The 20,147-nt window shown below is 35.3% G+C and carries 8 protein-coding genes; 7 read left to right on the plus strand and 1 reads right to left on the minus strand.

The window, feature by feature from the left end:
- Positions 1-129: 129 nt before the first annotated feature.
- Positions 130-4,182 carry a hybrid sensor histidine kinase/response regulator transcription factor gene (locus tag ACRD62_RS06520; RefSeq protein ID WP_430819325.1) on the minus strand — a complete coding sequence of 1,351 codons (4,053 nt, stop codon included), beginning with the start codon at positions 4,180-4,182 and terminating at the stop codon, positions 130-132.
- 363 nt (positions 4,183-4,545) lie between these two features.
- On the opposite strand from ACRD62_RS06520, the gene ACRD62_RS06525 reads away from it, so the two are divergent.
- The 7 genes from ACRD62_RS06525 to ACRD62_RS06555 all read left to right on the plus strand — a co-directional run bounded on the left by ACRD62_RS06525 (position 4,546) and on the right by ACRD62_RS06555 (position 20,136).
- The gene (locus ACRD62_RS06525; protein WP_430819326.1) at positions 4,546-6,858 is read left to right on the plus strand and encodes a GH92 family glycosyl hydrolase; all 2,313 of its coding nucleotides are present in this window, start codon (positions 4,546-4,548) and stop codon (positions 6,856-6,858) included.
- Between the two features lie 118 nt (positions 6,859-6,976).
- Complete coding sequence (locus ACRD62_RS06530) at positions 6,977-9,892, plus strand: GH92 family glycosyl hydrolase (RefSeq protein ID WP_430819327.1); 2,916 nt, start codon at positions 6,977-6,979, stop codon at positions 9,890-9,892.
- A gap of 14 nt (positions 9,893-9,906) precedes the next feature.
- Positions 9,907-11,070, plus strand: a complete 1,164-nt coding sequence (locus tag ACRD62_RS06535; protein ID WP_430819328.1) for a glycoside hydrolase family 76 protein — start codon at positions 9,907-9,909, stop codon at positions 11,068-11,070.
- Between the two features lie 984 nt (positions 11,071-12,054).
- Positions 12,055-15,165, plus strand: coding sequence for a SusC/RagA family TonB-linked outer membrane protein (locus ACRD62_RS06540; protein ID WP_430819329.1), 3,111 nt, complete (start codon positions 12,055-12,057; stop codon positions 15,163-15,165).
- Positions 15,166-15,216: 51 nt separating this feature from the next.
- Positions 15,217-17,013, plus strand: coding sequence for a RagB/SusD family nutrient uptake outer membrane protein (locus ACRD62_RS06545; protein ID WP_430819330.1), 1,797 nt, complete (start codon positions 15,217-15,219; stop codon positions 17,011-17,013).
- A gap of 108 nt (positions 17,014-17,121) precedes the next feature.
- The gene (locus ACRD62_RS06550) at positions 17,122-18,513 is read left to right on the plus strand and encodes a discoidin domain-containing protein (RefSeq protein WP_430819331.1); all 1,392 of its coding nucleotides are present in this window, start codon (positions 17,122-17,124) and stop codon (positions 18,511-18,513) included.
- Between the two features lie 174 nt (positions 18,514-18,687).
- Positions 18,688-20,136, plus strand: a complete 1,449-nt coding sequence (locus ACRD62_RS06555) for a basic secretory protein-like protein (protein WP_430819333.1) — start codon at positions 18,688-18,690, stop codon at positions 20,134-20,136.
- Positions 20,137-20,147 lie beyond the last annotated feature (11 nt).

The following is a 20,147-nucleotide window of genomic DNA, read 5'->3' on the forward strand; positions in this document are numbered from 1 at the left end:
TGTGTCAAATTAGTGTCAATACTTGTCTATGGCAGAAAATAACAATGTTTTGGCAAGCCGTGAGCTTGTTAATCAAGAAAAAGATAGGTTGATTAGTGAAAATATGGTTTAATTGTATCCCGGAGAATTTTATTCCAATTCGCTCATTTGTTCTTTTTGTCTATATTCTTTTGGTGTCATGTTAAACTTTTTATTGAACTCGCGATAGAAATATGACTTGTTTGAAAAACCTGTTTTGTAAATGACTTCCTGAACAGATAGCTTTGTGGTCAGTAATAATTTTGCTGCATGCTTTAATCTGAAGTCTTTTATAAAATCACTTGGAGAAAGAGTTGAAACATTTTTAAAATAACGATAGAAACTTCTAACATTCATATTTAATTTATCGGCAATAAATCCGGGTTTCAAGTCTTCACTTTCAATGTTCTCATTAATAATTGTAATCACCTTCTTTAAAATGGCTTGATCCTCAGAGTGTATCAGTTTTCCATCCGTTACTTCATAAGTGCTTTTCGAAGATTTATAATACTCTCTGAGTTCCATTTTATTCTTGAGTAATCGATTAACGATTGAAACCAAAAGTTGAGGTGAGAAAGGTTTAGTGAGGTAGGCATCTGCACCAATGTCATATCCTTCAGATTGTTCGTTGTTGGTAATCTTCGCAGATACAATAATTACAGGTATGTGTTTGGTGTAATTGCCACTCTTAATTTCTTTTACAAAGTCAAGGCCCGAAATTCCGGGCATTACAATGTCTGTTATAATTAAATCAGGTGTTTTTTCCTTGATTATTTGTAAAGCCTGAATAGCACTGCTGGCCTCAAGAATATTATATTCTTCTGATAAATTCCGGCTTATTAACCAGGTAATGTCTTTGTTGTCATCAACCAATAGAATGGTCTGTTGTGTGTTATTGCTTGTTAATAAGAGGTTTTTGTTTAATTGATCCGTTTCTGATTGTATGTCAGTTTCAGTGTTTTGATCTGTTTGATTTGGTAATAAAATAGTGAATTCGGCATATTCTCCAACCTTACTTTTTACATCAATGGTACCTTTTAAAGAGGTAACGAGACTTTTGCAAATTGATAAGCCCAGTCCGTTGCGTGAGGCAGTCGAAATGTTAGTTTGTTGATTAGAGTCATTTAGAATCTTGAATCGGTTAAACAACTTAGGAATTTGCGATTCCTCAATTCCAATACCTGTATTGTAAACTCTTAATAGTAATTGTTCGTCTTTAACTGTAGCTTCCACCTCAATGGTTGCACCGTTTTCGGAATATTTAAATGCATTGGAAATTAGATTGTTTAGTATCTTCTTTAAAAAAGCAGAATCAGTATGCCAATATAGTGAATCGGGATAAATGACTTTGAATCTAATATTGTTGTCTTTGACCTGCTGTGTAAATAATTCGGATACATCTTTTATTAAATCACTAATACAAACCGATGTAATGTGGTGCATGTCAAAACCGGTATCTTCGATTCTTCTAAAGTCAAGTATCTCTTGTATTAAATCATTCAGATTGGTTACGTTACTTTTAAGTACTGATGTTAGTTTTCTAAGGCTTTGATTTTTATCGGAATGTGTATCAATTTGATCTGTTAAACCATTGATTAGAGTTAGTGGTGTACATAATTCATGCGTGATATTGGTGAAGAAGTTAAGTTTTGATTCCAGTAACTTCTCACGTTGTTCTTCTTCAATTTTTTGAGTCAGAGCTCTTTGCTTTTTGCTGGATCTTGCATTTAGGTACTTGAGAAATAAAATTATTATCAGTATGCCCAGAAGGGTGTAGCTCACCTTCATGTATTTAGTAAGATACCATGGGGGCAGTATTTTAATTAGAATAGAACTTTCGTTGAATTCGGAGTTAAATACATCATTATTGTATTTAATATGGAGCTTGTATTCTCCTGCAGGCAATCTTCCAAATTGAACTTCATTGTTTTTTTGCAGATTGATCCAGGCTGTATCAAAACCTTCCATCATAAATGAATATTCGTAGTTGTCAGCACTGTAATTGTCTACAGTGACGAATGAAACAGAAAATGCATTAACTGATGACGGTATTGTGATTTCATTCGATTCAGAATCAAAATGGTCTGTCCATCTCACTTTTTCACCCGAAAATTTAAGGTCGAAGAAAGTTAGGTTGGTGGAGGTGTTGATGTGGTTGAAATCGTGAGGATCAATCCAAACTAATCCGTTTATTCCGCCGAAAAATAGCTTTTTTGAATCCGGATCCTGAAAGTAAGCATCGTCAGAAAACTCTGTAACTTTCAGATCCTGCACATAATTATGGAAATAATCATTGCGTGGATTATATTTGGTTAACCCTTTGTTGGTACTTAACCAGATGCAACCATCTGTGTCTTCCAATATGCCATGAATCATATCGTTTACCAGTCCGTCCTTGCGATCAAACTGCTTGATAAGACGGGTTTGATTATTGGGAAGCAATTGCATTTTCGTTAAGCCGGAACTGGCTCCAATATAGAAGATCGAATCTTTACTTTGATAAACGGACAGAACATCACCAATTGCTGAATAATCTGCACTATTCATAGGAATAAAGCTGTATTCTGATGTGTTAATGTTGAATTTAATCAGGCCATAGCCTCCTCTACTTCCTATTAACAAAGTTGAATTGCCAATGTATTTAATGGCGTGAAATTCATTGCAAACTCTTCCATTTTTGTTGAAAGAGAAATTCTTAACAGAGTCTATAACGAGCTCATTATTCGCATTGTGATATTGTATTTTTTGCAGCCCAACACCTGCTGTGGCAGCCCATAATGTTTGATCGTCTGTTTCGCAAATGGAGTGAACCTTTTGTATTTCAAAGTTGGCATCGTTTTTTGGTGTAATTACTCTTTTTTTGTCGAATGAGTAATACGAAAGCCCTGGGCCTTCGGTTCCTATCCATAAAATATCTCTGTAAATACTTTTTGATATTGAAAATACCAGGTTACTGGAAAGTCCATTGCTTGTTGTATATGATTTCACCTGTTGGCTCAGAATCTGGTTATCGCTTGATTCGTTGTAATCGCTTATAAATACAACTCCTTCTCCTTTGGTTCCAATCCACATGTCATTGTTTTCAGTGTAAATGGTTCTGATTGGTTTTTGCAAATTAAAAGGAAGCTGATTGAGTGTAATATCTTGAAAGTTTTCAGGTTTGTCGTAATACATTTGAACTCCTTGTCCGTCGGTTCCAATCCATAAAATATTCTGACGTATATCACTCAAGAGAGAAAAAACGCCAATGTTCATATTAACCTCTTTTGCTTTATACTGATTATTTCTTTCCAATCTTAGTACACCATTACTAATAAAAGCTATGTAGATATCATTTTGAAAAGGAGTTATCTGAGAGATTTTACCGTATTTCTCAATTAAAGAACTGATATCAGAAATAAAAACAGTTTGATCAGTTTCAATTATTTTTTTGTAAATCCATCCATTGGAGTCTATCCAATAGAGAGTATTAGCTGCGATAGTAGCATAAGTAACAGGGTATTTATGTAACGTTTGAGTGGTGTTGCTTATTATTTTTTTTGTTTTGCTGTCTAATTCAATATGTATAATTTCTCCGTTGCTCAATAAAAGTTCAAACTGATTATTATTTGTGCTATAAATGGTTTTAACATCATCTTTAATAATGTTGTCAATTTCAATAGGTGTAAAATGTTTGGTATCTGGTGTGTAATATTGTATTTGATTGTCTTTTAAAATAACACATGTATTACCTTTGTTATCGCTACAGATGAGTTTTGCTTCAGGACATTCAGGATGAGATTCCGTTACTTCTTTGTTTGTGATGGAGAATTTATTTAATCCTAGAAAAGTTGATACCCAAAGATAGTCCTTCTCTGCTGGTGTAATTTTGTGGATTATATTACTGCAGAGTGATTTTTCAATTTGTAAATCAAATCGATATACGAATATGTTTTTGCTGTTGTAAAGATTTAATCCATCGTAAGTTCCGATCCAAAGGTATCCGTTATCATCCTGATGCAGACATAATATCGCCTTATTTGAAATATCTATATTTTCTGCTTTATATAGCTTTAGTTCTTCGGCATTGGTGTTTTTTGTAATTGCAATAAATCCGCAGATGAACAATAGAATTAAAGCTCTAATGTTGTATAAGGAATCGTTTATTTTATTAAAACTGATCATATTTACAGATATTCAGGTTGTTATAAAATAAAGCATTCAATTTCTTGATATACTTCAATTCAGTATGGAGGAGCACTTTAGATCAAACTAGAAATTAAGTTCCTCTTTTACACTTTCCATATCTTCTGATTCTTTCATTATCCCTTCACATAAACCCAATGAATTATCAGACATAAATTTTAATGCAAAGAATACGTCAAAAAATGAAAAATTCAAATTAAATCAAATAATATTTAAAAATTATGTTGTGTCTGTAAAAAAAAATATACATTTTTGGGACGGGTAAAAAAATCTTATAAAATCTATAGATAGAATAATATGTAAAACAATGTAATGATTGAATTATGTATTAAAAACTAGTAGATGAAAAAGTGGTTAAAAGGTTTTGGTATATGTTTGAATATTGCTCTTATCTCATGTCAAACAAATATCAAACCAGATGATTGTAGTCCATCAGAAGACTATAGTCAATATGTAAATCCATTGGTGGGAACTTTTGGGGAAGGAAATACCTATCCCGGAGCGCAAGTACCGTTTGGAATGGTTCAGATTAGTCCTGATACCGAAAAGTGGGAATGGGGAGCAGCTTCCGGATATGAATATTCAGATAGTACAATCTATGGCTTTTCGATGTTGCATTTACATGGCACCGGGATTCCGGACATGGGCGATATTCTGATTATGCCAACTGTAGGTGACTTAAAGTTACATTCAGGTAGTAAGGATAAAAAAAATAAAGGTTATTTATCTGGGTTTAGTCATGCTAATGAACAAGCCTCACCTGGATATTATTCTGTTCTTCTCGACGATTACAATATTAGAGCAGAGTTGACATCTACGAATCGGGCAGGAATGATGCGCTTTACTTATCCTGAAGTGGATACTGCACGCGTGTTGATCGATTTAAGTCATGTTCTTCGGTGGGATGTTGTTTGGTCTAATGTACGTGTTCTGGACGATCAGACTATTGTTGGTATGCATCAGGTAAAAGGCTGGGCAAAAGAAAGGTATGTTTATTTTGCTGCGCGTTTTTCAAAGCCATTTGATGATTGTCGCATATTCTCAGACAAAAAAGAAGTACGTTACGATTCATATAAAAACTATCGTTTTAGAAGTAGTAAGGAAGCCTCAGGAAAGGATATTCAGGTGGTAAGTGAATATTTTAATATGACTTCAGATGAGCATCTTCAGGTTAAAGTTGGTATCTCAGCCATTAGCACTGATAATGCAATTAATAATCTGGATGAAGAGATTTTCGATTGGGATTTTGATAAGGTCAGGTTGGCTGCAAGAGATTTATGGAATAAAGAATTATCAAAGTTCGATGTGAAAGGCTCAGATGTACAAAAAGAGACTTTTTATACTGGCGTGTATCATGCATTTATGGCACCGGTTCAGTATAGCGATTACAATAATGAGTATAGGGGATTAGATCAGAACATTCATCAACAAAAAGGATTTAATAACTATACTGTTTTTTCGTTGTGGGATACTTATAGAGCTACACATCCTTTGTTTTGTCTTGTTCAACCTGAACGAAATGCGGATATGATCAATTCGATGCTTTCTCATTACGATCAAAGTGTTGATAGTTTGTTGCCAATTTGGTCATTTTGGAATAACGAAACCTGGTGTATGATTGGTTATCATGCGGTGCCGGTTATCACCGATGCCTATTTTAATGGTATTCAGGGAGTAGATTGGGAAAAGGCATTGGAAGCCTGCGTGAAATCAGCAACCCATAAAGAATATGATGCAGTAACAGATTACGAGCAATTAGGATATGTCCCTTATGATCTGGAAAATGAGTCGGTATCAAAAACACTTGAGTACGCTTATGATGATTATTGTATTGCCCGTTTAGCTAAAGCTTTGGGTAAAGATAAAATCTATGAAAGATTCTCAAAACGTAGTTTAGGTTATAAGAATTTGTTTGATAAGCAAATTGGTTGGATGCGCCCGAAGGATAGTCAGGGAAATTGGATGGAACCTTTCGATCCGTTTTATTTTCAACACTTAGGAGCCTTTACTGAAGGTACGACATGGCAGTATTCATGGTACGTTCCGCATGATGTAAATGGGTTAATCAATTGTTTTGGCGGAGCTGATATTTTTGAAGCTAAACTAGATTCGTTATTCACGGTTAGTCATGGTGAAGAATATGACGGGACGGATGATATTCAAGGAAGAATTGGGCAATACTGGCATGGTAATGAACCCAGTCATCATATTACCTATTTCTACAATTATATTGGTAAACCCTGGAAAGGTCAGAAATTGATTCGTGAGATCATCAATACACAATATGGTAATAAACCCAACTCGTTATGTGGTAATGATGATTGTGGTCAGATGTCGGCCTGGTATATTTTTTCAGCCATGGGCTTTTATCCGGTGGCACCTTCATCGGGATATTATGTACTGGGAAGTCCTGAATTACCTGAAGTGACAATGAATCTATCTAATGGAAAGCAGTTCAAGGTCGTTTCAGAAAATTACGGTGAAGAGAATTACTACGTCAAAAAGGTATCCTTAAATGGAGAGGAGTTAAAAAGAAGCTGGATTTCTGTTGAAGAGGTATTGAGTGGGGGAGAATTAGTTTTTGAAATGTCATCAACGCCTGAAGAGGGTTTTGGAATTGGAGAAGAGGCTATACCTCCGTCACTTGTTTGGTAAAGTTGTTCTAAAATTGAATGATAAAGTTCCTCATTACATCATTTTTGCGGAACTTTTTAAATGAGCTAATTTATAGGGGATTGGATTTAATCTGATCCTTCTGATTATTGAATATATAATGGTGAAAATTAAATATGTCCTTTTTGTCGTATTGATAATTATGCTGGTGTCCTGTCAGGAGAAGGATTATACTAAATTGGTGAATCCTTTTATTGGAACAGGTGGCCATGGTCATACCTATCCTGGGGCAGTAGTTCCCTTTGGTATGGTTCAACTGAGTCCTGATACGCGAAATGACAATAGCTGGGACGGTTGTGCGGGTTATCATTACAGTGACAGTGCGATTGTTGGTTTTAGTCATACCCATCTTTCAGGAGTTGGAGTTCCTGAATATTGTGATATACTTTTTTTACCGCATACCGGAGAAATATCACTTGATGCAGGAACCAGAGAAAATCCGGGAGCCGGTTATCGCTCATATTATCAACACGGCTCTGAAGTGGCTGAACCTGGCTATTATAAGGTAATTCTTGATGATTATAAAGTTGATGTTGAGTTAACAGCAACCACACGTGTTGGATTACAGAGATATCGTTTCAATGGAGATTCTCAACCCAAAATATTACTGGATCTCATACATCGGGATGAAGTAATCAATTCGGCAATTAATATTAAGGATCAAAGTAGTATATCAGGTTATCGATTTTCAAAAGATTGGGCAGGCCGGCAAAAGGTATTCTTTTCAACTCAGTTTTCCGTTCCATTTAATAAGGTGCAATTCTATCAGAATGGGATAGAGGTTCAAAATATTACTGATGGAAAAGGTGGAGTACAGGCTGTTTTTTCTTTTCCAGAAGGTGTCCGGGATATTCAGGTTAAAACAGCGTTATCGTCTGTTAGTGAAGAAGGAGCTTTTAAGAATCTGAAGAAAGAGCTTGATCGTTGGGACTTTAATGCAGTTCGTAAACAGGCACATGAACTGTGGAATGAAAATTTGGGTAAGATTGATGTGGAAGCAAAAAATAAAGAAGATCTGACTAACTTTTATACCTCATGGTATCATTGTTTGGTTTCACCAAATGTTTATTCCGATGTTGATGGAAATTATAGGGGAATGGATGATCAGATACATCAGGCGGAAGGCTATACTCATTATACCATTTTTTCTTTATGGGATACTTTCAGAACATTACATCCATTATTAACCATTACTCACCCTGAGGAAACCAGAGATTTTATTTGTAGTCTCATAGATAAGGGAGAACAGTTTGAAACCTATCCGATGTGGGAACTGGCAGGTAATGATACACGCTGTATGATTGGTTATCATGCGGTTTCAATTATAACAGATGCATTCAAAAAAGGTATACGCGATTTTGATCATGAAAAGGCTTTGGATTTAATGTTGGCAACAGCCAACAAGGACTGGCGCGGCATGAAAGACTATCGTGAAAAAGGTTTTGTTACGGCTAATAAAAGTAGTCAGGCTGTTTCAAAAACGCTTGAATATGCCTACGATGACTGGTGTATTGCTGAATTCGCCAAATCAATTGGTAACGAAGAGGTTTATTATGAGTTTTTAAGACGTTCGCTTTTCTATAAAAACTGTTTTGATCCAACCAGTGGATTTATGAGAGGCCGAGAAAATAATGGAAATTGGGTGAGTGATTTTGATCGTACAACTGTAGGTTATCATTATACCGAAGGAAATGCATTTCAGTATAGTTTCTTTGTTCCTCACGATGTATATGGATTAATTCAGCTAAAAGGAGGAACAGATGCTTTTGAAAATTGGTTGGATAGTTTATTTGAAACAGAGATAGTGGAAGAATTGCACGAAAATTCAGATGTGTCAGGATTGATTGGTAATTATGCTCATGGGAATGAGCCAAGTCATCATATAGCCTGGATGTATGCATGGGTGGGCAATTATACCAAATTAACTGATCGAATAAGGCAGATAATAACAACTCAATATGCTCCGGTTCCGGGCGGTATTGCTGGTAATGAGGATTGTGGCCAGATGTCGGCCTGGTATGTGATGAGTTCGACAGGCATGTTTCCTGTTTGTCCGGGAAGAACGGATTATGTTTTGGGTTTGCCTTTGTTTAAGAGTGTTGATTTTCATCTGGATAATGGTAATCATTTTCGTATTGATACGGATGGTGCCACTCTTAAGGATAATGGAATATATCCTGTATCCTACTCCATTAATGGAAAAGAGGGAGTAGAGAGTATGATTACACATGCTACAATTCTTAATGGGGGTGTTGTTGAATTTAAGACAGGAGATAGAGCTGGTAATTTTGCTTTACCATCAAAAAATATTGAGCAAGAAATAACAGGAAATGTTTATGTTGAAAGTGGCGATCAGGTGTTTCTATCTCAAACTGAGGTTAAATTATACTGTTCAACGCCTAATGCTGAAATTTACTATACTTTGGATGGTTCAAATCCGGATCCAAACAGCTTAAAATATACCAAACCATTTAAGATAAATGAATCAACTGTTATAAAGACAAGAGCTTATGGTAAAGGATTGAATCCCGGCTATATCTCTAAGGTGGCATTTACTAAAAGTGATCGTCCTGAGAGTCAAAAATCAAAAAACTTAGAACGAGGATTAGCGTGCCAATATTATGAGGGGATTTATCGCTCTATCTATGATTTTGCTTTGGATAATCCAACTAAAAAGGAAGTAGTATCCAACTTTAACTTGTCGTGTATTGACAGAGATGAGTGGATAGCAATGAATTTCAATGGTTTCATTAAGATTGAAAAAGAAGGACTCTATCATTTCGAAGTGGTAATGAATGATGGTGGAGCATTGAAAATTGATAATACAGAATTGTTTGAAAGTGATGGGCGTAAGGAAAAGGCCATGAAACAACATGGTTCGGTGTGGTTAAGTAAAGGATTGCATACTGTTAATTTGGGATTTTACCAGTGTTCCAATGAAATTGAGTTGGATTTTAAATGGAAGGTTCCTGGTGAGAAATTGTCGTATGTTCCTGCCAGACAATTATTTCATTAATTTATTTTGAGGATATGAGATTAATCATTTTGAGTGTTGTTTTGTTGGGGTGTCTGATGGCTTGTTCCGATAATAAACAAATTAATAGTAAAAGAGCAACTGATACGCTGGATTCTATCTATGTTCATTATTCTGTGGAAGAAAGTATTCTTTTAAAAGAACATTATCCTTTTGATAAAGATTATTCAGCGACTTATTTGGCTGCGGAGGATCAAAATTCAGGATCAGAACGATATGCATATTTATGGCCTTTTTCAGGAACATTATCGGCGTTAAGTGCTATAATGGAACTCAGTGAAGAAAGTAAATACAATGAAATTCTGAATGATAAGGTTTTAAAAGGTTTAGAAAAATATTTCGATACGTCACGACTTCCGTATGGTTATTCTTCTTATATAAATGAAGCTTTACCAAGTGATCGATTTTATGATGATAATATTTGGTTGGGGATCGATTTTGTTGATTTATATCTTCTTACCGGTTCTTCGGAATATCTTTCGAAAGCTAAGTTAATCTGGAAATTTGTTGAGAGTGGTGAAGATGAAATCTTAGGAGGTGGTATCTATTGGTGTGAACAAAAAAAGGCATCTAAAAATACTTGTTCCAATGCTCCGGCTTCTGTCTTGGCTCTTAAATTATATCAGGCAACAGATAATCAATACTTTCTGATAAAAGGTAAAGATTTATATAGTTGGACTAAACAAAATCTTCAGGATGAAGAAGATGCTCTTTATTTTGATAATATCAGTACTGAAGGGCATGTTTCAAAGGCTAAATATGCATACAATAGTGGACAGATGCTTCAATCGGCAGCCATTCAATATAATCTTACCGGAGATTCCTTGTTTTTAACCGAAGCCCAAAGGATTGCATCAGCTTGTTTTGATCAGTTTTTTTATGAGTTTGTTACCAGCGATCAAGAGAAAATAAGGTTATTGAAGAACCGGGATATCTGGTTTTCGGCTGTAATGTTAAGAGGTTTTATTGAGTTGTATCATATCGATGGCAATCCAAAGTATATTAATGCCTTTAAGAAAAGTCTGGATATGGCGTGGGAAAAAGGAAGAGATGTCCACGGACTGTTTGGAGACGATTTGATTAAGGTATCCAAAGGAAAAAAATGGTTGTTAACTCAGGCAGCAATGGTTGAGATGTATGCCCGACTGGCAAAGATTTAATAAAATATTTTCATAGGTTTTCATGACTTTTGTTGTGATGAGTTATTATTAAGTGTTGTGTAGAAAGAGATCCTGTTTCGGGGTCTCTTTTTTTGTTTGAACTTTTCCTTTCATAGATTCTATCAGGAGTCAACTTATCTTCTTATAAAGTAATTCAAAACACGAAGCTAACTAAAGTATCCAGATATTACTGCGATAAATCGTATGGCTGGTTCAATTAATTATTGAATTTGATAATGCTGTTAATCTCTTCCATGATCCACTATAGTTGTATAGGTTTGGTATTGTTATTATTCAGCTTTCGGGTTAGGTATATTTTTATGACAGAGTTGTATCCATACGTGACATTTAAACTCATTCGGTTTGTATGTATAACACAGCAGGTTTATTAAGTTGTATGTTTGGATTATTCAAAATTGATGCATCAAATTTTGTAATCAACAATTCTTAAATCAGTCCATGTTAATGGTTTTATGACTTTAAAGTTCGAACCATTAATATGATAAATAAAACCGTGATAATTTAACTTACTCCAGAGCTACATCATTAATATGATTTAGCAATTGGCTATTAACCCTTAAAATATATCTATGAATAATACTTCGTAAAACTTTTGATGATTCGGATAATCAAAATAAATAGAGTTAAAATAATTTTCTCTTTCTCAATTATTATTTCTGTTTAAGATTAGCCATACAATGCCATAGTTCAAACCGGTTTATTATTGGAAGACTAAAGTTCAATTGAATCAGTTTTAATCCGGTAATTATCCATAATTAATACAGTTAATTATTAACGATAGATGTCATAAACACTCTATGGTATAGTAATGCATTGCCTTTTATATAAGTAGAATACTAATGAGATAATAATATTTTAACGCATTGTAATTGTTATGTAAAATATAAATCTATGAATTTTAATTATTACAACTTTTATCTCTATTGTTTTAGAGGTAAGCCAATTAAATCAAAAACATTAATAATGTTGTTTTTAAGCGTATGCTTCTCAATGGCATCTATTAATGATGTATTAGCATCCTCAGGTGAAGTTGAGAAAGATGTTATGCAACAGGATACCAAAACAATAATTGGTACAATTACCGATGATCAGGGAGAACCAATCCCAGGAGCATCAATTTCGATTAAGGGAACTACAATCGGAACCATCTCAGATATTGATGGTAACTTTTCATTACCAGGTGTTTCAAATGAAGACATTCTGGTTGTTTCATTCATTGGGATGGATACGCAGGAGATTCCTGTAAAAGGCCAAAGTCGTTTCGACATTGCACTAACATCTGATATGGTAGGTTTAGATGAAGTGGTGGTTGTTGGTTTTGGTGAACAAAAGAAAATTAGTGTGGTGGGTGCACAATCGACCATTAAGACTGCTGAACTTCAGCAGCCAACGGCAAATATAACTACCATGTTGGCAGGTCGAGTTTCTGGTTTAACTGGTGTTCAGCGTTCAGGATTACCAGGTCATGATAATGCTGATATTTGGATTAGGGGTATCAGTACTTTTGATCATGCCGGACCATTAATCTTAGTTGACGGGGTTGAGCGCTCGTTAAGTGAAATTGATCCGATTGATATTGAATCATTTTCTATTTTAAAAGATGCTGCAGCAACTGCTGTTTATGGTGTTCGTGGTGCGAATGGTGTAATATTGGTGGAAACGAAGAAAGGTAAAGTAGGTAAACCTAAAATTATGGTTGACTATTTTGAAGGATTAACCAGTTTTACCAAAATGCCTGATTTGGTTGATGGAGTTACATTTATGGGATTAGCCAATGAAGCAAGCATGACCCGTGGAGGTCAGCAAATTTATTCAGATGAATACATTGAGCGTACGGCAACTAATTATGATCCTTTATTATATCCAAATGTAAATTGGATGGATGAAGTATTTAATGATTTTGGACGAAACAGAAAAGGTACGGTAAATTTATCAGGAGGTTCACAATCAGCTCAATATTACGTGTCATTAGGTTACTATGATGAAACTGGATTGTTTGTAACAGATGGATTGGAAAGTTATGACTCCGATACCAGATACAGAAGGTACAATGTAACCAGTAATTTATCTGTAGAAATTACAAAATCAACAAAAGTTAATCTCGGAATCAGAGGTTCTCTTTCTGATGGAACTTACCCTTCTCAAGGTGTCTCAACCATTTTTGCTTCAGCTATGGAAGTGTCTCCGGTTGAATATCCAGTATTATACCCCGGAGGTTACGTACCAGGAAGAAGTGCTAATGGTGATCTTCGAAATCCATATGCTGATGTAGCCAAACGCGGTTATAAAGATGAAATTAGAAACCAGATTAATTCCAATCTTCGAATTACTCAGGACCTTTCGGTACTAACCAAAGGTTTAACATGGACTGGAATGTTCTCATTTGATGCAAATAACTCACACGATATCTCTCGCTCAAAAAGAGAAGATACATATTTTGTAAATCAAAATACTCCTTATACAAGGGACGGAGAATTATTACTGGTTAAAACATATAACGGAAATAATTATTTAGGATATGACCGTGCCAACGGTGGAGACAGAAGGTTCTACCTGGAAACAGCCTTTAACTACAACCGCGATTTTGAGAAACACTCTGTTGGTGGTATGTTTTTGTTTAACAGAACAGACAGAGTAGATGCTTTTGCAGGTGATTTTACTGGTTCAATTCCATATAGAAACCAAGGGGTTGCAGCAAGACTAACATATGGATATGACAACCGTTATTTTATTGAAGCGAATGCCGGATATAATGGTTCTGAAAACTTCTCACCAGATAATCGCTATGGTTTCTTCCCTTCAATGGCTGTTGGTTGGGTTGTCTCAAATGAAAACTTCTTTCAACCTTTAAAAGGTGTTGTTGACTATTTGAAATTCAGATATTCCGATGGTGAAGTGGGAGCTTCTTCAGGTGCAGGCCGTTTTGCATATTTAAGTAGAGTAGAAGATGGAGTAGATGGATTTGACTTTGGTGAATCCAGTGTTTCAAATCCTGGTGGTATCGCGGAAACATATTATGGTGTAAATGTTACCTGGGTAACATCGCGGAAGCAGGATTTAGGTGTTGAATTAAATGCTTTTAACAGCAGTGTAAGATTGATCTTCGACTTATTTAAAGAAAGTACAGAAGGTGCTTTTCGCCAGTTAAGTACAATACCTAATTACGTTGGATTAACTACAGATCCTTGGGGAAATATTGGAAAAACTGAAAATAAAGGTTTTGACGGCTCACTAGAGTATAACAAACAGTTCAATAACGATTTCAGTATGTCATTCCGCGGTACCTTCTCTTATAATAAGAGTAAAATTATTGAGGACGGCAGACCTGAGCAAGTATATCCATGGATGAATCATAGAGGTGATCCATTAAATTCAAGCTATGGTTTGGTTGCTGAGAGACTATATACACTGGCCGATGATGTTAATGGTGATGATATGATTACCTACGAAGAGGATGGCATTCCGACATCCGGATTTGGTCCTGTACAACCTGGGGATATCAAATATGCCGATTTGAATGGTGATAATGTTATTGATTCATACGATGTTAAGAGAATTGGTAATGGAGATGTTCCTCCTTTAACTTATGGATTTGGTATCACTGCCCGTTACAAGAACTTTGATTTGAGTATGTTCTTCCAGGGACAACAGGGAGCTACGATGTTAATGAGTGGTCAGAGTATTCAACCGTTCATTGGTGACGGAGGTAGAGGAAACTTATATTCTGTAGTAACTGATCGTTGGACGAATGAAAACGATGATCCAAATGCACTTTATCCTCGTTTGTCATATGGAGCTTCAAATGTTGGTCAGGTGAGTAATACACAGGCTAGTACATGGTGGCAGCGTGATGTTGATTTTGTTCGATTGAAAACGGCCGAAATTGGATATACTTTACCAAACAGTTTGACATCAAAATTAAGCATTGACAATGTGCGTATTTATATGAGAGGAACAAACCTATTGACTTTCTCAGATTTCGACTTATGGGATCCTGAACTGACTAACTCTAGAAATGGTAGTGCTTATCCAACTACCAAGGTTGTTTCTCTTGGTGTTAATGTTAGTTTCTAAACTACTAATTAGATGTGGTATGTTAATGTTTAATTTTAAACTTAAAATGTAATGAAGAAACTATTAATATTATTTATAGGAATTGTACTCTTTTCCTGTAACGACGATTATTTAGATCAGGTACCCGATGATCGATTAACTTTTGAAGAAACATTCTCAAAGTTAAACACCTTAGAAAAATATTTGGCGAATGTTTACTCTGTAATTCCTAATGAGTACGGACAACGTTATACAGTCCAAAATTCTGGCCCATGGTTATGTGCTTCAGACAATGCCGAGTATGTTTGGTCGTTTCATTTAGGAAACTCTTTCAATACCGGAAGTTGGGACCCTACTACCGGATATGTTAGTACTTTATGGTCTAACTTCTATCGAGGCATCAGAAAATCAACAACCTTTATCAATAATATTGACCTTTGCAAGGAAATAAGTCCGGCACTAAAGTCACAGTATATTGCGGAAGCAAGAGTCTTAAGAGCTTATTTTTATTATAACTTGATGCGTCTTTATGGCCCTGTTTTACTGATGGGAGACGAAACTATCGCACCTGATGATGAATTGTCAGCATTAGATCTTGAAAGACGTCCAATTGGAGAAGTTGTTGACTATATTACAGCAGAGTTGGATCTGGGAGCTGAAGGTTTGAAAGGTGTTAACTTTAAAGGTACAAATGCGGGGCGCATGAGTCGTCCTTTTGCATTGGCTATAAAAGAAAAAGTACTCTTGTTTGCTGCCAGTCCATTGTACAATGGTAACACTAATATGGAGGGTTTGAAAACTTCAGAAGGAGCAGATTTAGTTCCTCAATCATACGATGTTGCTTTATGGAAAGAGGCTGCTGATGTAGCGAAGAGCTTTATTGATGAATATGTTCCGGGAACATTTTCACTATATAAAGAAAACAATGCCAGTGGTGAATTTGACCCCTATCTTTCTTGCCGTAATGTAATGACCGTTCAGTGGAATGAAGAAATGATTTATGAACGTCCAAGAGGTACCAACTATTATTTCTATGATGTTACACCTTATCACAACGGAGAAAATGGTGAAGTAAAAGGAGCAGGTGGTTTAAGTGCTACTCAAAGTATGGTTGATGCTTATTTTACAAGTAATGGTCGTAGTATTGATGATCCTGCATCAGGATATAGAGAAAGCGGATTTTCTAATTTTCAGGCACCATACGATTTTGAGGAGCGTTCAACGTATAACCAATGGACTAACAGAGAACCTAGGTTTTATGTTGGTATTACCTATAACGGAAGTCTTTGGTTAAACCGCGATCATGGAAATATTATTACTAAAACATGGTATGGTGGTAATTCAGGACGTCAGGTTGGTGGTAACGATTATCCTCCTACAGGTTATGTAGTAAGAAAGAAGATGATTACCGGAAACAGAAATGCAACAGGTGTTGCGATTCCTGTAATTCGTTTGGCTGAAATCTATTTAGATTACGTTGAGGCGTTAAATGAATATGATTCGGGGAACCCTGATATTTTATTGTATTTGAATAAAATAAGAGAACGTGCTGGTATACCTGAATATGGAGAAGGAGACCTTGAGATTCCTTCAACACAGGAAGGTATGAGAATTGCAATTCGCAAAGAACGCAGAGTTGAGTTAGCCTTCGAATCTGTTCGTTATTTCGATGCCAGAAGATGGTTAACAGCTGAAGAAAAATTTGGTGGACCAATGTATGGAATGGATATCAATGCTACCTCGGAAGCTGATTTCTATAATAGAGTAGTATTTGAAAACAGGGTTTTTGATACTAAACACTATTTATGGCCGATTCCTCAAGATGAAATTGATGCGAATCCAAATATTCTTCAGAATCCAGGATGGTAAGTTGTAACAAGAGTCTTGCAGACAACCATGAAATAGTAGTAATGAATTGATGTATTATTTTGTTTGGTTGTCTGTTAAGAAATAGTTTGTTATTAAAAAAATAAAATTATGAAAAGATATTCTTTAAAACTGGTTTGGATATTCTTGATTGCAGGATTGATTTCATCCTGTGGTGATGAAGATTCATCTATTGTGACCGATAGGCCGGATTCGGTTATAGATACAGACCTTAATTATGATTATGCACCAGAAAGGTTTTTAACCCAGCAATGGAATGGTCAGGAACAACCTTTGTATCGCGAATATTTTGATTCGAATGTAGGAATCTATTATGATGAAAATGTTGATCGCGATATTACCTGGACGCGAAGTTTTACCAGCCAGGTATGGGGTTATGCAAGAGATAGATATGAATTAGGATCTAACCTTGTTTATGCTGTATTTCATAGTACTGAAGTTACACCATTTGTTGGTAATATTTATGATGAGTCAACGACCAATAAGTATTTGTTTGACATAACACTTCATGAAGGAGAAGCAAGTGATGCAGACAAGGATCTAATCATTGAAATGATTAGCGAAATAGTACAAAAATCTGCTTTTGGTGTTAATACTTCACCTGCTTCGGACCTTTGGCAAGCTCAATGGAAAGAAATATTTATGTACGATGTTTACAGCGTATTGAATATGGATGAAGATGCACAAAGAATTAAAGATACTTATCTTGATTTAGCTGTAACTTACCCTTCGGCAGATACTTATTGGTTTAAAAACTGGTTTTTATCTATTTACGAAACATATGAGGGAGGTATTACTCTTGGAAAATTCTTTGAAACTGTATCTATCAATTTTCCTTTGGATGATCTTGGAATTAGCTATGATCATCAGTTAAATATGGGAGAATTTGTACACTTCTTCTCTGCAGCCACAGGTGATGATATTCAGGCTTTGGCAGAAACCGCTTTTGGCTGGAATGATGAATGGAATACGGAGTTGCTTCAGGCAAGATCTGATTTTCCAAATGTGGACTATCCATTTGAACCAACATCTGAAATTGTTGACCTGACAGGTTTTGCTACAATTACAGTTAGTGATGAAAATCCTGGTGGTCCAACTGCTGGTGAAGGTTCTCAAAAATTAATTGATGATAATATAGGTACTAAGTTCCTGATATTTAATTATCATACTGGTTTCTGGGTGCAACAGAATTTTACTGATGGACAGGTTGTTAATCGTTATACCATTACATCTGCAAACGATGCTTCCGGAAGGGATCCAAAAACATGGACGTTGGAAGGTTCAAATGATGGTATTGGTTGGACACAATTAGATTCCCGTACTAATCAGGTGTTTGGTTCCAGATACCAAACAAATGAGTATATAATCGATAATGATGTAGCTTATAAATATTATCGTATGAATATTACTGAGAATAACGGTGATGGATTATTCCAATGTGCTGAATGGAGATTGAAGGTTTTGCGATTGATTCAGCAATAATTAAATTCTATGGTTTAAGTTGATAAATGGGACGTAAAAGGAGGTATTGGTTTTTTCCAATATCTCCTTTTCATTAAGTTAAACCACTGATTGACGAATGAGTAAATATCGTCCTGAATTTGAATTGTATTTAGGGTGTTCAGTTGAAGTAATTAAATATTTAAAGGAGTATTAATGCATATGAAAGTACTGGCAGCATTACTATTTTCAATAGTCATTTTTATTGGATGTAATCAGGATCGTAAATGGAATAATTTTCAATATCCTGAAATAAAATATATAGCGGAGGATTCGACATCTGAAGGGGCTCTGTTATTTAATGAGTTAGTTCCTAATACTGATTCATTGTTTAATGATTGTATTCTGAAGGTTTGTAAGAAACTATATAAAGAACAATCTGAGATACCGCAAAAGAAAATTTTTGAATTTCATTTAAGAAATACTCAGGGGGTAGCAGCAACTGGTGGAAACGATTCAATCATAGATATGTTTCTAAATACAAACTATATTGCTGGTTTCTATCAAAGTCATAATAAAGATAAAAAGGAAACACTTACTGAAATTATTGGGGTGTTAATTCATGAACTGACACATGCTTATCAACATTCTCCCATTGGAGCAGGCGGATATGTTGGAGGTTCAGAGCATTTTAGCTGTATTGAAGGAATGGCAGATGCAACACGACTAACCACTGGTTATATAGAGCAGAAATTTCGTAAACCAGGCGGCCATTGGAATGATGGTTATAAAACAACAGGATTTTTTATTGGTTGGATGATGGAACAAAATCCTGATTTTCTTTATCAATTCAACCAAAGTACTTTATCCATTATACCCTGGAGTTGGGAAAAAGCAACTCAGCAAATTATGAATAAGTCGGTTGCTGACTTATGGATTGCCTATCAGAAAGAGCTAAATCCTGAAGGTAAAAATCCGGTGGCCAAATTTGAAGTGAATACAAAAGATAATATTACCGATAGAAGAGTAGCCTTTAAAGATAATTCAGAAGGAGATCCTTTTGAGTGGGAATGGACCTTTGAAGGTGGAATTCCGCATGAAAGCAATCAAAGAAATCCTAAGGTAATTTATAAAGATCCTGGTACCTACTCAGTAACCTTAAAGGTTAGAAGTGCCTTTGGTAATGCCACCGTTGATAAAAAGCAATTTTTGGTTGTTGGTAAAAATCCATCCGGAGTATTATTCTCTGATTTGGATAAAGAAGTAATCTCTCAATATAAAGATTCTCCCGAAGGTGAAGGAGTAGCGAATGTATTTGATAATTCAAGTGATTCTAAATATCTTACTTACAATAATTCAGCCTGGATAGATTTCAGATTAAAATCCAATGAGAAATTTAAATTGAATAAATATTGCATCGTATCAGCAAATGATTCTCCTGAAAGAGATCCCAAAGAGATAGTAATCAAAGGATCAAATGATGGCAAGAAATGGGAAATAATTGATATGCAAAGAGAAGTCAATTTCAAAAAACGTTTTGAAACTGTTGATTTTGACATATCAGGTAAAAAGGCCTATTCTAAGTACAAAATTGAGATGAAGAATCATAATGGTCCTATTTTGCAGGTAGCTGATATTTTGCTATTTGGTGATTCTCAGATTTAATCAATTCAGAA

The sequence above is a fragment of the Carboxylicivirga caseinilyticus genome, from assembly GCF_050589785.1.
GTDB lineage: Bacteria > Bacteroidota > Bacteroidia > Bacteroidales > Marinilabiliaceae > Carboxylicivirga > Carboxylicivirga caseinilyticus.